This is a genomic window from Variovorax sp. OV329, assembly GCF_900114785.1.
Lineage (GTDB): Bacteria > Pseudomonadota > Gammaproteobacteria > Burkholderiales > Burkholderiaceae_C > Variovorax.
The window spans coordinates 86,075-100,390 of sequence record NZ_FOUG01000003.1 but is presented as its reverse complement, the minus strand read 5'-3'; the positions used below and the strand labels follow the sequence as shown (position 1 = coordinate 100,390).

Genomic DNA, 14,316 nt, shown 5'->3' with positions numbered 1-14,316 from the left:
GGTCATGTCAGTGCAGCTCCCCATCGCGGCCGGCGGCGGGGGCACGCGGCTTCTTGTTCGGATCGGGCGGCAGCGGCCGCAGCGTGGCGACGGTGAGCTGGTCATCGCCGAAGTACTTGCCGGCCACCGCCTGCACCTGTTGCGGCGTGACGGCCGAGAGGCGCGCCAGGATGCGCTCGCTCGCGTCCAGCGGCAGGCCCTGCACCCAGTTGGCACCCAGCTCGCGCGCCTGGGCCATGACCGAGTCGAGCTTGTAGGTCTGGCTGGACACCCACTGGGTCTTGACCCGCGCCAGTTCGGTGGGCGAGACGCCTTCCTTGGCGATGCGCGCCACCTGCGCGCGCAGCCCCGCCTCGACCTGCTCGGGCGTCTTGCCCGCGGCGGGCACACCGTCCAGGCCGAAGAGCTGCGGGCCGCGGCCGACGAAGCCGGCATAGGCGCCCACGCCGTCGGCCACGCGATCGGGGCCCTGCGTGAGGGCACGGTCCAGGCGCGCGCCGGCATAGCCGTCGAGCACCGCCGACAGCACCACCAGGGCCCAGGCGTCGCTGTCCTCGTCCACGCCCTGGATCTGCGGCATGCGGAAGGCCAGCGAGACATAGGCCTGCTCGGCCGGCGCCTTGAACTCGATGCGGCGGATGCCGCGCTGCTCGGGCTCGGTGCGGGGCTTGCGGGCAGGCACCGCGCGGGCGGAAATCACGCCGTAGTACTTCTCGGCCAGGCGGCGTACCTCGGCCACGTCCACGTCGCCGGCCACCACCAGCGCCGCATTGGCGGGCACGTACCAGCGCCGGTGGAAGTCGCGCACGTCCTCGGGCGTCATGGCGTCCAGGTCGCTCATCCAGCCGACCACCGGGCGGTGGTAGGGCGAGGCGACGTAGGTGGCGGCGTTCTGCTGCTCGATGAGCAGGGAGCGCGGCTGGTCCTCGGTGCGCATGCGGCGCTCCTCCTTCACCACCTCGATCTCGCGCTTGAACTCGTCGTCCGGCCACTGGTTGTGGGCGAAGCGGTCGGATTCCAGCTTCATCACGTCTTCCAGGCGCGCCACCGGGATCTGCTGGTAGTAGCCGGTGTAGTCGCGGGTGGTGAAGGCGTTGTCACGCCCGCCCAGGGCGGCCACGCGGCGGGAGAACTCGCCCGGCTTGGTGGAGGTGGTGCCCTTGAACATCATGTGCTCCAGCGCGTGCGCCACGCCGGAGGTGCCGTCCACCTCCTCCACCGAGCCGGCGCGCACCCACAGCATCTGCACCGCTACCGGCGCGCGGCGGTCGGGCTGCACGATCAGGGTCATGCCATTGGCCAGGGCAAATTGCTGGGCGCGGCTGTCGGCGGCCGGGCCCGCCGGCTGGCGGGTGCCGGCGGCCGGGCTGGGGGGCGGTGTGTCCGGGCCGGTCTGCGCCAGCGCCAGGCCGGAAAAAAGGGCTGCCGTTGCCACCAGCAGGGCGGGCGCCGCGCGGCGAGGCCGCAAAAAAGCGGCCGCAAGGGGCCGCTGGCACAAGGACGGGGGCTGATGGAAGGGCTGTTTCATAGAATCGATCGGATTGTAAAAAGCGCCCGATGTTCAGTTTCTTCAAGAAAAAATCGCCCGCCGAGTCTCCGGCGCCTGCCGACGAGCCTGCACAGGCGCCGGCGGCTGCCCCGGAAGCTGCGCCAGCGCCGGCACCGGCGCCGGCCGCTGGCCGCTCGGTCTTCTCCCCTTCCACCTGGTTCGGGGGGAACAAGGCGGCCGAGCCGGTCGCAGCGCCCGTCGAGCCTGCGCCCGCACCTGCGGTCGCCCCGGCGCCGGCGGCCTCCCCGGCGCCCGTTGCGCTCGAACCCGCAGTTTCGCCGCCCTCTTGGGCGACGCCGGCGCCGCCCGCAGTTCGCGCCCCGCCGCCGCTGGCGGCTCCAGTTTCAACACCTCCCTCGACTCCGGCGCCTGATTCGATCCCGGTTTCGACGCCCTCTTCCGCGCCCCTGGCAACACCGAAGCCGACTGCCACCCCCGTCGCTCCGCCTCCAGCCACCGCGGCTCCGGCGCCAGCCTGGACGGCTCCCGCTCCTGCTCCAACGCCTGTTCCCGCGCCTTCCCCCGCATCGGTGATTGCGCCCGCCGCGCCGTCCGAAGCCGCTGCGCGCAGCGGCTGGCTCAACCGCCTGAAGACCGGCTTGCGCAAGACCGGCACCAGCATCCAGGCCGCCTTCGTGAACGCCCAGATCGACGAGGATCTGTACGAAGAACTGGAATCGGCACTTTTGATGGCAGATACCGGCATAAAGGCGACGGAATTCCTGCTCGAAGACCTGCGCGGACGGGTCAAGGCCAGCATGGCGACCGATGCCGCTCAGGTCAAAGTGCTGCTCGCCGCTGCCGTTGCCGACCTGCTCCGCCCGCTGGAAAAGCCGCTGGTCATCGGTGAATTCACGCCAACCGTGATCATGGTGGCCGGCGTCAACGGGGCCGGCAAGACCACCTCCATCGGCAAGCTGACCAAGCACCTGGCCAACGAAGGCTGCTCGGTGCTGCTGGCAGCAGCCGACACCTTCCGGGCGGCAGCGCGCGAGCAACTGGGCGTCTGGGCCGACCGCAACCTGGTGGAAATCGTCAGCCAGGAAGGCGGCGACCCCTCCGCCGTGAGCTTCGACGCAGTGAACGCCGGCAAGGCCCGCGGCCGCGACGTTGTGCTGGTGGACACCGCCGGCCGACTGCCGACCCAGTTGCATCTGATGGACGAGTTGCGGAAGATCAAGCGCGTGATCGGCAAGGCCGACGCCACGGCGCCGCACGAGGTTCTGCTGGTGATCGACGGCAACACCGGCCAGAACGCCCTGGCCCAGGTACGCGCCTTCGACGACGCGCTGGGCCTGACGGGCCTGATCGTCACCAAGCTGGACGGCACTGCCAAGGGTGGCGTGCTGTGCGCCATCGCCCGCGAGAAGCCGATTCCGGTCTACTTCGTGGGCGTGGGTGAGAAACTGGAGGACCTGGAGACCTTCGACGCCCGCGAGTTCGCGCAGGCGCTCCTGGGCTGAGTCGGCGCCCCCAAATACAAAGAGGAGACGAGACGATGAGCGACACCGCATTCCACGGCTTCGAGGCGGACAAGGGCCGCAAGGTCGATCGCCTGCTGGCCCACTACGGCGAAAGCCATCGCCATCCGACCAACGAGCTGATCCACATCGTGGCCATCCCGGCCATCATGGTCAGCATCGTGGGGCTGCTCTACGCCCTGCACCCCTGGGTCGCCTATGCCTTCGTCGCGGCGAGCATGGTCTATTACCTGCGCCTGAAGGCCCCGGTGCTGATGGCGATCATGGTGGCCTGGACGGCGGTCATGTTCGGCCTGGTCTTCGCCATGGGCGACAAGGTGCTGCCCATTTCAGCCGGGGTTTTCATCGTCGGCTGGATCTTCCAGTTCATCGGCCACAAGCTGGAAGGACGGAAACCTTCCTTCTTCGAAGATCTCCAATACCTCTACGTCGGGCCGCTTTTCGTGGTCGTCTGGTTCCTCAACCGCCTGGGCGCGCGCTGGTAGGCAATTGCTATCACATAGATAGTCGCCATCGGGAACCCTTTGCTTAGCACTCCCTCTAACCGAGTGCTAACATGAATAGCCAACTAGGAGGTTCCCCCTTTATGACTCTGTCTGGAGCTCCTGCCGCCAACCAGCTGGCCGTCGCCAATCCGTGGTCGATGGTGCCCTCGCTGGGCAACCTGGACGCCTACATTTCTGCCGCCAACCGGCTTCCCCTGCTCACGCAAGAGGAAGAGCAGGGCTTTGCCCGCCGGCTGCGCGATAACAACGACCTGGAAGCCGCCGGCGCCCTGGTGCTCTCGCACCTGCGCCTGGTGATCTCCATCTCCCGCCAATACCTGGGCTACGGGCTGCCGCACGGCGACCTGATCCAGGAAGGCAACGTCGGCCTGATGAAGGCCGTGAAGCGCTTCGACCCCGACCAGGGCGTGCGCCTGGTGAGCTATGCCATCCACTGGATCAAGGCCGAGATTCACGAGTACATCCTGAAGAACTGGCGCATGGTCAAGGTCGCGACGACCAAGGCCCAGCGCAAGCTGTTCTTCAATCTGCGTTCCATGAAGCAGGGTTTCAAGGCCGAGGCGGCCGCCCAGGACGCCGGCACGCACCGCGAGACGCTGAGCGAGTCGCAAGTGGCGCAGATGGCCACGAAGCTCAATGTGAAGCGCGAGGACGTGCTGGAGATGGAAACCCGCCTGTCGGGCGGCGACGTGGTGCTCGACCCGGGTCCCTCGGACGACAGCGACGAGGCCTTCGGCCCCATCGCCTACCTGGCCGACGCCTCGCAGGAGCCCACCTCGCAGATCGAATCGCGCGAGCGTGACCGCCTGTCGACCGACGGCATCAGCACTGCCCTGGAGGCGCTGGACCCGCGCAGCCGCCGCATCGTGGAAGAGCGCTGGCTGAAGGTGAACGACGACGGCTCGGGCGGCATGACGCTGCACGACCTGGCGGCCGTCTACGGCGTGAGCGCCGAGCGCATCCGCCAGATCGAGGCCGCGGCGATGAAGAAGATGAAGAAGGCGCTGGCCGAATTCGCCTGAGCGCGCAGCGGCAACGCCCAATGAACAAACCCGGCCATGGCCGGGTTTTTCTTTGTCTGCGCGCTCCTGGAGCTCAGAACCTGGGCATGCCGCCGCCGCCACCCATGCCCGGCAGGCCACCCTTCATGCCGCCCATCTTCTTCATCATCTTCATGAGGCCGCCGCCCTTCATCTTCTTCATCATGCCCTGCATCTGCTCGAACTCGTTGAGCAGGCGGTTCACTTCCTGAACCTGCACGCCGGCACCGGCGGCGATGCGGCGCTTGCGCGTGGCCTTGAGCAGCTCGGGCTTGCGGCGCTCCAGCGGCGTCATGCTGTTGATGATGCCTTCCTTGCGCCGGATGTCGCGCTCGGCGCGCGTCATGTCGGCCTCGCTGGCCTTGGCCGCGAGCTGCGCGGGCAGCTTGTCCATGAGGCTGGACAGTCCGCCCATCTGCTTCATCTGCTGCAGTTGCGAGAGGAAGTCGTTGAGGTCGAAGCCGCCGCTCTTGACCTTGGCGGCCAGCTTCTGCGCCGCGGCCACGTCCACGTTGGAGGTGACCTGCTCCACCAGCGCCACGATGTCGCCCATGCCCAGGATGCGGCCGGCGTGGCGCTCGGCGTCGAACACTTCCAGGCCGTCGATCTTCTCGCTGGTGCCGGCGAACTTGATGGGCACGCCTGTCACCTGCCGCACCGACAGCGCGGCGCCGCCGCGCGAGTCGCCGTCCAGCTTGGTCAGGATGATGCCGGTCAGCGGCAGCGCTTCCTTGAAGGCCTTGGCGGTGTTGATCGCGTCCTGGCCCTGCATCGCATCGACCACGAACAGCGTCTCGACCGGGTTGAGCGCGCCGTGCAGCTGCTGGATTTCCTGCATCAGCACTTCGTCGATGGCCAGGCGGCCCGCCGTGTCGACCAGCAACACGTCGAAGAAGTGGCGGCGCGCGTGGTCCAGTGCGGCGCGGGCGATGTCCAGCGGCTTCTGCTCGGGCGTGCTGGGGAACCACTCGGCGCCGGCCTGCTTCGTCACGGTCTTGAGCTGCTCGATGGCGGCGGGGCGATACACGTCGCCCGACACCGTCAGCACCTTCTTCTTGCGCTTCTCGATCAGGTGCTTGGCCAGCTTGGCGGTGGTGGTGGTCTTGCCCGCGCCCTGCAGGCCGGCCATGAGGATCACCGCCGGCGGCTGCGCCGCGAGGTTGATGTCGGCCACGCCCTCGCCCATGGTCACCGCCAGTTCGCGGTTGACGATGCCCACCAGCGCCTGGCCCGGCTTGAGCGAGCCCAGCACTTCCTGGCCCAGGGCCTTGTCCTTGACGCGCGCCACGAAGTCGCGCACCACTGGCAGGGCGACGTCGGCTTCGAGCAGGGCCATGCGCACTTCGCGCAGCATGTCCTGCACGTTGGCTTCGGTGATGCGGGCCTGCCCGCTCATCTGCTTGACGAGGCGGGAAAATTTATCAGTGAGGGCGTTGGCCATGATGCTGCCCGACAACAGGGCGAGGTGAGGGGGACGCTGGGGGCGCGCCGCCAGGGACGGGGCGCGCAGGTGTAAGGCTAAACTCCGGTTGATGATTTTAGCGAGCCCCTCCCCACTCGGCGTGGCACTGGGCATCGCCACCGCGGCGGCCTACGGCCTCACCGCCGTCACCGCCTCCCGCCTGAACCGGTCCGCCACCCAGTGGCTGCTGGGCCTGGCCTGGCTGCTGCATGCGGCCACGCTGGCATGCGGGCTGGTGGGCGGACAGGCGCGCTTCGGCTTCGGGCCCGCCCTCTCGGTCACCGCCTGGCTGGTGCTGACCGTGTATGCCATCGAAAGCCGCATGTACCCGGCCCTCAACGTGCGGCGGGTGCTGGCCGGGCTTGGCGCGGTGGCCGTGCTGCTGGCCGTGCTCTTTCCAGGCACCCTGCTGCATGTGTCGGCCTCGCCATGGCTGCCGCTGCACCTGGCGCTGGGCATCGCTTCCTATGGCCTGTTCGGCGCGGCCGTGGTCCATGCGGGCCTCATGGGCCATGCCGAGAAGCAGATCCGCCAGGCCAGTGCGCCCGCGGGCGGCGTGCCGCTGCTCACGCTGGAGCGCCTGACCTTCCGTTTCGTCGCCGGCGGCTTCGTGCTGCTCACGGCGACGCTTCTGGCCGGCTTTCTGTTCAGCGAGATGCTCTACGGCACCTCGGTGCGGTCCTGGAAATGGGACCACAAGACCGTCTTCTCCCTGCTGGCCTGGGTGACCTTCGGCGTGCTGCTGATCGGCCGGGCGCGCTTCGGCTGGCGCGGGCGGGCCGCCACGCGCGTGCTGTACGCGGGCAGCGTGCTGCTGCTGCTGGCCTACGTGGGCTCGCGCTTCGTGCTCGAGGTGGTTCTGCATCGAGGCAGCGCATGACCATGAAATACCTCCTCGTCATCGTCGTGGTGTGGCTGGCCTTCATCATCTGGCGCAACAACCGCCGGCGCGAGGTCGAGCAGCGGCCGGCGCCGCCACCGGCCGCCGGCAAGACGCTGGGCGCGCCGCAGGCCATGGTGCGCTGTGCGCATTGCGGGCTGCACCTGCCGGCCACCGATGCGCTGCCGGGCAAGGACGACAAGGTCTACTGCAGCGCCGCGCACCGGCAGGCCGACCAATGACGACCACGCTCTGGTCGCGCAGCGAGTCTGCGACCGACTGGGGCGGTCTGGATCCGCACAACCTGCGAAGCACTGCGCTGCTGCGCCTGCTGCGCGGCTTCATGACGGCGCGCTGCTTCGTTGCAGTGGTGCTGGTCGCCCTGCAGGTCTTCAGCTGGTGGATCGGCACCGCGACGCCGCCGGTGCTTCTGCTGGTGCTGGCGGCGAGCTACCTGGCCGCCACGCTCGTGGGCTGGCGCTTCGCGCGGGTGGTGCCGCCCATCCGCAGCTTCAGCAGTGCCTGGTTCACCACCATCGCCGTCGACCTGCTGGCCTTCGCGCTGCTGCAGTTCATCCAGGTGGGCAACATCAACTATGCACCGCTCTTTGCCCTGCCGGTTCTGATGGCGGCGGTGCTGGGCACCGTCACCGTGGGCCTGGGCACCACGGCGATTGCCACCTTGCTGCTGCTGGCCGATGCGACGTGGCACTGGGTGAACGGGGGCGGCGACTCCACGGTGCGCTTCGTGCAGGCCGCGCTCACGGGCACCGGCCTCTTCGTCGTGGCGCTGCTGGCGCACGAACTCGCCTTGCGCCTGGCGCGAGAGGAATCCATGGCGCTGCGCAGCCGAAGCACTGCGCGGCTGCACGCGCTGGTGAGCGACCTGGTGATCGAGACCCTGAGCGAAGGCGTGCTGGTGATCGACGCCAAGGGCCTGGTGCATGCCGCCAATCCGGCCGCCGAGAACATCCTGGGGCAGGACCTGTCGCGCATGGACCTGCCCTTCGCGCTGGACACGCATCCGGCCTGGCAGGCCCTGGCCCTGCTGGCGCGCCAGACCTTCGCGCGCTCCAAGGGCCTGTCCCAGGAGATCCCGGTCGCACAGTCCCAAGGCAAGGCGCGCGAAGTGCGGGTGCGCACGCGGCTCACGCCCTCGATCGACCACCGCATCGACGGCCTGTGCGTGATGTTCCTGCAGGACCTGCGCGAACTGGAAGCGCGCATCCGCACCGAGAAGCTGGCCGCCATGGGCCGAATGTCGGCCGCGGTGGCGCACGAGATCCGCAATCCGCTGGCGGCCATCACCCAGGCCAGCGCCCTGCTTTACGAAGACCTCGAGGAACCGGGCCAGCGCAAGCTGACCGAGATGGTGCAGCACAACGCGCAGCGCCTGGCGCGCATCGTGGACGACGTGCTGGACGTCTCGCGGGCCCGGCAGCAGCGCATGCTGCCGCTGGGCGAGCAGCTGGTGCTCGACGTCACCGTGCGCACGCTGGCCGAGGAATGGGTGCGCCAGAGCCAGCGCCAGGGCGTGCTGGTGCAGCTGGACACCGCCGGCAGCGCCGTGCGCTTCGATGCCGAGCACCTGCGCCGAATCCTGGTCAACCTGCTGGACAATGCGGCGCGCTATGCGGGCGATCGCGAAGGCGCCATCCAGGTGGCCACGCGAGAAGCGCCCAACGGCCGGCCGGTGCTGCAGGTGTGGAGCGACGGCGCGCCGCTGGAGGCCGCCGTGCAGCGCCACCTGTTCGAACCCTTCTTCTCATCCGAAAGCCGCTCTTCCGGCCTGGGCCTGTTCATCTGCCGCGAACTGTGCGAGCGCCACGGCGCCAGCATCGGCTACGAACGGCGCGCGCTGGCGGCCAACGGACCGGAGGGCAACGAGTTCTACGTGATGTTCGCCCCTGCCGAAATGCGCATCTCGCAATAAAGTAGCCACCGTGAGCAGCACCCAACCCAACACCGCCCGCCCCGTCCAGATCCTGGTCGTCGACGACGAGCCGGACCTGCGCACCCTCTATGAACTCACCCTGCTGCGCGAGGGCTACCGCGTGGAGGCCGCCGGTTCGGTGGCCGAGGCCTGGGAATACCTGCAGGCGCGGCGCTTCGACGCGGTCATCACCGACATGCGCCTGCCCGATGGCCTGGGCATGGAGCTGCTGCACCGCATCCAGCAGAACCAGCGCACCGAGCGCTGCGTGGTCATGACGGCCTACGGCTCCGCCGAGAACGCGGTGGAGGCCCTCAAGGCCGGTGCCTTCGACTACCTCACCAAGCCGGTGGACCTGAAGCAGTTCCGCGCGGTGGTGGCATCCGCCGTGCACGACCAGCCCGCGCCGGCGCCGGTCAAGGCGCCCTCGAGTGCGGCCGCCGACCCGCAGGGCGGCGGCATCGACAAGACCGCCCCCGCAGCTGGATCGGGCGACGCCGCGCTCGCAAGGCTGGTGGGCGATTCGGAAGCCATGCGCCTGGTCAAGGCGCGCATCGCCAAGGTGGCACGCGGCATGGCACCGGTGCTGGTGCGCGGCGAATCGGGCACCGGCAAGGAACTGGTGGCCCGGGCGGTGCACGCCTGCAGCCAGCGCGGCGACGGCCCCTTCGTCGCGGTCAACTGCGGCGCCATTCCCGAGAACCTGCTCGAGGCCGAGTTCTTCGGGGCGCGCAAGGGCTCCTACACTGGCTCGGCCGCCGACCGCGACGGCTACTTCCAGGCCGCGCGCGGCGGCACGCTGTTCCTGGACGAGATCGGCGACCTGCCGCTGCCGATGCAGTCCAAGCTGCTGCGAGCCATCCAGGAGCGCAGCGTGCGCCCGATCGGCTCCACGCAGGAAGACACCGTGGACGTGCGCATCGTCAGCGCCACCCACAAGGACCTGCAGGCCGAGGTGGCGGCGGGCCGCTTCCGGCAGGACCTGTTCTATCGCCTGAACGTGATCGAGATCGCGGTGCCCGCGCTGCGCGAGCGCCGCGGCGACCTGCCGGCGCTGAGCACGGCGCTGCTGGCACGCATCGCCCGCGACAGCGGGATGCCGGTGCCGCAGCTCTCGCCCTCGGTGCTGGCACAGCTGGCTTCGCATCCCATGCGCGGCAACGTGCGCGAGCTGGAGAACCTGCTGCACCGCGCGGTGGCGCTCACCGACGGCGACGAGCTGCACCTGGACTTCGAGGCCACCGAGCCCGGCCCGGTCGATTTCGAGCTGCCTTCGCCGCCCGTGGTGTCGGAGCCGCCGCCCCAGATGGGCCGAGCCACCCCGGCAGATTCAGCGGTGCCGCGCCCCGACGCCCTGCCCGCCGACCTGCAGTCTTATCTCGATCGGCATGAGCGCGACATCCTGGTGCGCGCACTGCAGGAGAGCGGCTTCAATCGAACGGCCGCGGCGACGCGCCTGGGCCTGAGCCTGCGCCAGATCCGCTACCGCATCGCCCGCCTGGGCATCAGCACGCCGAACGACGACGCGGCAGGCGGCGGCGCCAGCGATGAGTGAAACGCGCGCGCCCCTGGCGCCGCTCCTCTGGCAAGACGGCGGCTGGTACCGCTTTGCGCGCCGCCTGCCTTCGCCCAATTTCGGCCCCCGCCCCGAGGGCGCGCAGATCGACCTGGTGGTGCTGCATTCCATCAGCCTGCCGCCCGGCGAGTACGGTGGGGACGAAGTGCAGCGGCTGTTCACCAACACGCTGGACTGGGAGGCGCATCCCTATTTCCAGAGCATCCGTGGCATGGAGGTCTCGGCGCACTTCTATGTGCGGCGCGACGGTGAGCTGTGGCAGTTCGTGGATGCGGATGCGCGCGCCTGGCACGCCGGCGCCTCGAACTGGCGCGGGCGCGACAACTGCAACGACGATTCGATCGGCATCGAGCTCGAAGGCCTGGAAGGCGATGTCTTCGAGGCGCCGCAGTACGAGACCCTGGCCAGCCTGCTTCCTGCACTCGCGCAGCGCTATCCCATCGCGCACGTAGCCGGCCACGAGCACATCGCGCCAGAGCGCAAGCTCGACCCGGGGCCGGGCTTCGACTGGGCCCGGCTGCGCGGCGCGCTGGGCTGGCCCGACACCTTCTTTCCCCTCGCGGTCACGCAGCGCTGAATTCTCCCTATCGCAACTGTTGCGCCGATGCATGTTCGGTGCAGCACTGTCAGGCGAAAGCGTCAGCGGCCGATTCCAGCAGCCATGCGGCTTGCGAGAGAAAAAGCCTCGAAAAACCGCGCCGTTGCTGGGCCCGGCAAGACGATTCAAGCCGGGACGCGCATGCGAGGGCAACCGGCATCGGGACACTGTTGCAGTGCAGCGTCAAAGACAGTGAAAAACACTATCTGTAGTAGATTGCGACCCCCCTGGACCCCATATATAGTGTGTCCACCGCAAGCCATCGGCATCTACGCCGCCTTGCGAAGCCGGTGCCGGAGGCACCCCCTGAACAACAAAAGTCGCTCAAAAGGACATCGAATGCAGACTGCCCAGAACCCTTCATCCGCCATGCCCCGCCCCGTGCCCGCCAGCACCCCGGCGCGCGATGTGGCCGGCTCGCCCAATGGCGCCGCCCTTGCGAACTACCAGATCATCCGGCGCAACGGGGCGGTGGTCCCCTTCGAGCCTAACAAGATCGCGATCGCGATGATGAAGGCCTTCCTGGCGGTGCACGGCACGCAGGGCGCGGCTTCGGCCAGCGTGCGCGAGACGGTCGACGGCCTCACGCAGGTGGTGGTGCGCGCGCTGATGCGCTCGCGCCCGGGCGGCGGCACCTTCCACATCGAGGACGTGCAGGACCAGGCCGAACTGGGCCTGATGCGCGGCGGCCACCACGAGATCGCCCGCGCCTACGTGCTCTACCGCGAGCGCCGCGCGCAGGAGCGCACGCGCCAGGCGGAGCCGGAAGCGGCGCAGCACCCGGTGCTGCACGTGCTGGACCGCGGCGAGCGCGTCGCACTCGACCTGGGCGAGCTCAAGGCACTCATCGAATCCGCATGCACCGGCCTGGGCGGATCCATCAGCGCCGATCCCATCGTCGCCGAGACGATGCGCAACCTGTACGACGGCGTGCCGCTGGACGAGGTCTACAAGGCCTCGATCCTGGCCGCCCGCACGCTGATCGAGAAGGACCCCGACTACACCTTCGCCACCGCGCGCCTGCTGCTGCACACGATCTTCAAGGAGATCCTGGGCCGCGAAATCGCCCCGGCCGAGCGTGCACAAGCCTACGCCGACTACTTCCCGCAGTTCATCAAGAAGGGCGTGGACAACGACCTGCTCGACGAGAAGCTGCTGCAGTACGACCTGGCGCGCCTGGGCGCCGCCCTCAAGGCCGACCGCGACCTGAAGTTCGACTACCTGGGCCTGCAGACCCTGTACGACCGCTACTTCCTGCACGTGCGCAAGACCCGCATCGAGCTGCCGCAGGCCTTCTTCATGCGCGTGGCCATGGGCCTGGCGCTGAACGAGATCGACCGCGAGGCGCGCGCCATCGAGTTCTACGAGGTGCTGTCCTCCTTCGACTTCATGTCCTCGACGCCCACGCTGTTCAACAGCGGCACGCTGCGCTCGCAGCTGTCCAGCTGCTACCTGACCACCGTGCCGGACGACCTGGACGGCATCTACGAGTCGATCAAGGAAAACGCGCTGCTGTCGAAGTTCGCCGGCGGCCTGGGCAACGACTGGACCCGCGTCCGTGCGCTGGGCAGCCACATCAAGGGCACCAACGGCGAATCGCAGGGCGTGGTGCCCTTCCTGAAGGTGGTCAACGACACCGCCGTGGCGGTGAACCAGGGCGGCAAGCGCAAGGGCGCGGTCTGCACGTACCTGGAAACCTGGCACCTGGACATCGAGGAGTTCCTGGAACTGCGCAAGAACACCGGCGACGACCGCCGCCGCACGCACGACATGAACACGGCCAACTGGATCCCCGACCTGTTCATGCGCCGCGTGATGGAAAAGGGAAACTGGACGCTGTTCTCGCCGTCCAACGTTCCGGACCTGCACGACCTGTTCGGCGCCGAGTTCGAGAAGGCCTACGTCGCCTATGAAGACAAGGCCGCCCGCGGCGAGATCAAGCCCAGCAAGACGGTGCCCGCCACCGACCTGTGGCGCAAGATGCTCTCGATGCTGTTCGAGACCGGCCATCCCTGGATCACCTTCAAGGATGCCTGCAACGTGCGCTCGCCGCAGCAGCACGCCGGCGTGGTGCACTCGTCCAACCTGTGCACCGAGATCACGCTCAACACCAGCGACACCGAAACGGCCGTCTGCAACCTGGGCTCGGTCAACCTGCTGCAGCACCTCAAGGACGGCGCGGTCGACCACGAGAAGCTGAAGAAGACGATCTCCACGGCGATGCGCATGCTCGACAACGTGATCGACATCAACTACTACGCGGTCAAGAAGGCGCGCGACTCCAACCTGCGCCACCGCCCGGTGGGCCTGGGCCTGATGGGCTTCCAGGACGCGCTGTACGAGTTGCGCATTCCCTACGCCAGCCAGGAAGCGGTGGAATTCGCCGACCGCTCGATGGAAGCCATCTGCTATCACGCCTACTGGGCGTCGACCGAGCTGGCCCGCGAGCGCGGCCGCTACTCCAGTTACAAGGGCTCGCTGTGGGACAAGGGCATCCTGCCGCTGGACTCGCTGGACCTGCTGGAAAAGGCCCGCGGCGGCTACGTCGAGGTGGACCGCTCCGCCTCGCTGGACTGGGAGCAGCTGCGCCAGAAGATCCGCCAGGACGGCATGCGCAACTCCAACTGCGTGGCCATCGCGCCGACCGCGACCATCTCCAACATCATCGGCGTCGATGCCTCCATCGAGCCCTGCTTCGGCAACCTGTCGGTGAAGTCCAACCTGTCGGGCGAGTTCACCGTGATCAACCACTACCTGGTCCGCGACCTCAAGCGCCTGGGCCTGTGGGATGACGTGATGGTGATGGACCTGAAGCACTTCGACGGCTCGCTGCGCCCCATCGACCGCGTGCCGCAGGACATCAAGTCGCTCTACGCCACCGCCTTCGAAGTGGAAACCACCTGGCTGGTGGAAGCCGCTGCACGCCGCCAGAAGTGGATCGACCAGGCGCAGTCGCTGAACATCTACATGTCCGGCGCCTCGGGCAAGAAGCTGGACGACACCTACAAGCTCGCGTGGCTGCGCGGCCTGAAGACCACCTACTACCTGCGCACCATCAGCGCGACGCACGCCGAGAAGTCGACGGTGCAGTCGGGCCGGCTCAACGCGGTGTCCTCGGGTGCGAACGATGCGCCGCAGATGAGCGCGCTCGAAGCAGCAGCAGCGGCTGCGCAAGCGCAGATGAATTCGGTGCCCGCCACCGACATCAAGTTCTGCGCCATCGACGACCCGACCTGCGAGGCCTGCCAGTAAACACGACGTGAATTCGCGGCATCGCCTGACAAAGCGCGA

Annotated in this window: 11 protein-coding genes; 9 read left to right on the top strand and 2 right to left on the bottom strand. The window is 68.4% G+C overall.

What is annotated here, in order from left to right; genetic code table 11:
- Positions 1-7: 7 nt before the first annotated feature.
- Positions 8-1,435, bottom strand: a complete 1,428-nt coding sequence (locus tag BM345_RS05615; protein WP_254789586.1) for a M16 family metallopeptidase — start codon at positions 1,433-1,435, stop codon at positions 8-10.
- Positions 1,436-1,557: 122 nt separating this feature from the next.
- On the opposite strand from BM345_RS05615, the gene ftsY reads away from it, so the two are divergent.
- The 3 genes from ftsY (at position 1,558) to rpoH (ending at position 4,558) form a co-directional block, all read left to right on the top strand.
- Complete coding sequence (gene ftsY / locus BM345_RS30045) at positions 1,558-3,012, top strand: signal recognition particle-docking protein FtsY (protein WP_175544915.1); 1,455 nt, start codon at positions 1,558-1,560, stop codon at positions 3,010-3,012.
- A 35-nt stretch (positions 3,013-3,047) separates the two neighbouring features.
- The gene (locus tag BM345_RS05605; RefSeq protein ID WP_093376443.1) at positions 3,048-3,515 is read left to right on the top strand and encodes an Mpo1 family 2-hydroxy fatty acid dioxygenase; all 468 of its coding nucleotides are present in this window, start codon (positions 3,048-3,050) and stop codon (positions 3,513-3,515) included.
- A gap of 101 nt (positions 3,516-3,616) precedes the next feature.
- Positions 3,617-4,558, top strand: coding sequence for an RNA polymerase sigma factor RpoH (gene rpoH / locus BM345_RS05600; RefSeq protein WP_093376439.1), 942 nt, complete (start codon positions 3,617-3,619; stop codon positions 4,556-4,558).
- 73 nt (positions 4,559-4,631) lie between these two features.
- On the opposite strand, the gene ffh is transcribed toward rpoH, so the two are convergent.
- Entirely contained in the window at positions 4,632-6,017 is a 1,386-nt protein-coding gene (gene ffh, locus BM345_RS05595) for a signal recognition particle protein (RefSeq protein ID WP_093377288.1), read from the bottom strand.
- Positions 6,018-6,108: 91 nt separating this feature from the next.
- On the opposite strand from ffh, the gene ccsA reads away from it, so the two are divergent.
- The 6 genes from ccsA (at position 6,109) to BM345_RS05565 (ending at position 14,277) form a co-directional block, all read left to right on the top strand.
- Positions 6,109-6,918, top strand: a complete 810-nt coding sequence (gene ccsA / locus BM345_RS05590) for a cytochrome C assembly family protein (RefSeq protein WP_093376437.1) — start codon at positions 6,109-6,111, stop codon at positions 6,916-6,918.
- A 2-nt stretch (positions 6,919-6,920) separates the two neighbouring features.
- A complete protein-coding gene (locus BM345_RS05585) occupies positions 6,921-7,160 on the top strand; it encodes a PP0621 family protein (RefSeq protein ID WP_093377286.1) in 240 nt (79 codons plus the stop codon).
- The gene (locus BM345_RS05580) at positions 7,157-8,851 is read left to right on the top strand and encodes a two-component system sensor histidine kinase NtrB (protein WP_093376434.1); all 1,695 of its coding nucleotides are present in this window, start codon (positions 7,157-7,159) and stop codon (positions 8,849-8,851) included. The genes BM345_RS05585 and BM345_RS05580 overlap by 4 nt, the downstream gene beginning before the upstream one ends.
- 10 nt (positions 8,852-8,861) lie before the next feature.
- Positions 8,862-10,406: a sigma-54-dependent transcriptional regulator gene (locus BM345_RS05575; protein ID WP_093376430.1), complete on the top strand. Its 1,545-nt coding sequence runs from the start codon at positions 8,862-8,864 to the stop codon at positions 10,404-10,406.
- Positions 10,399-11,004: a 1,6-anhydro-N-acetylmuramyl-L-alanine amidase AmpD gene (gene ampD, locus BM345_RS05570; protein WP_093376426.1), complete on the top strand. Its 606-nt coding sequence runs from the start codon at positions 10,399-10,401 to the stop codon at positions 11,002-11,004. Before BM345_RS05575 ends, ampD begins: the two co-directional genes overlap by 8 nt.
- Before the next feature lie 360 nt (positions 11,005-11,364).
- On the top strand, positions 11,365-14,277 hold the full coding sequence (locus BM345_RS05565) for a ribonucleoside-diphosphate reductase subunit alpha (protein ID WP_093376422.1): 2,913 nt from the start codon (positions 11,365-11,367) through the stop codon (positions 14,275-14,277).
- Positions 14,278-14,316: the final 39 nt, after the last annotated feature.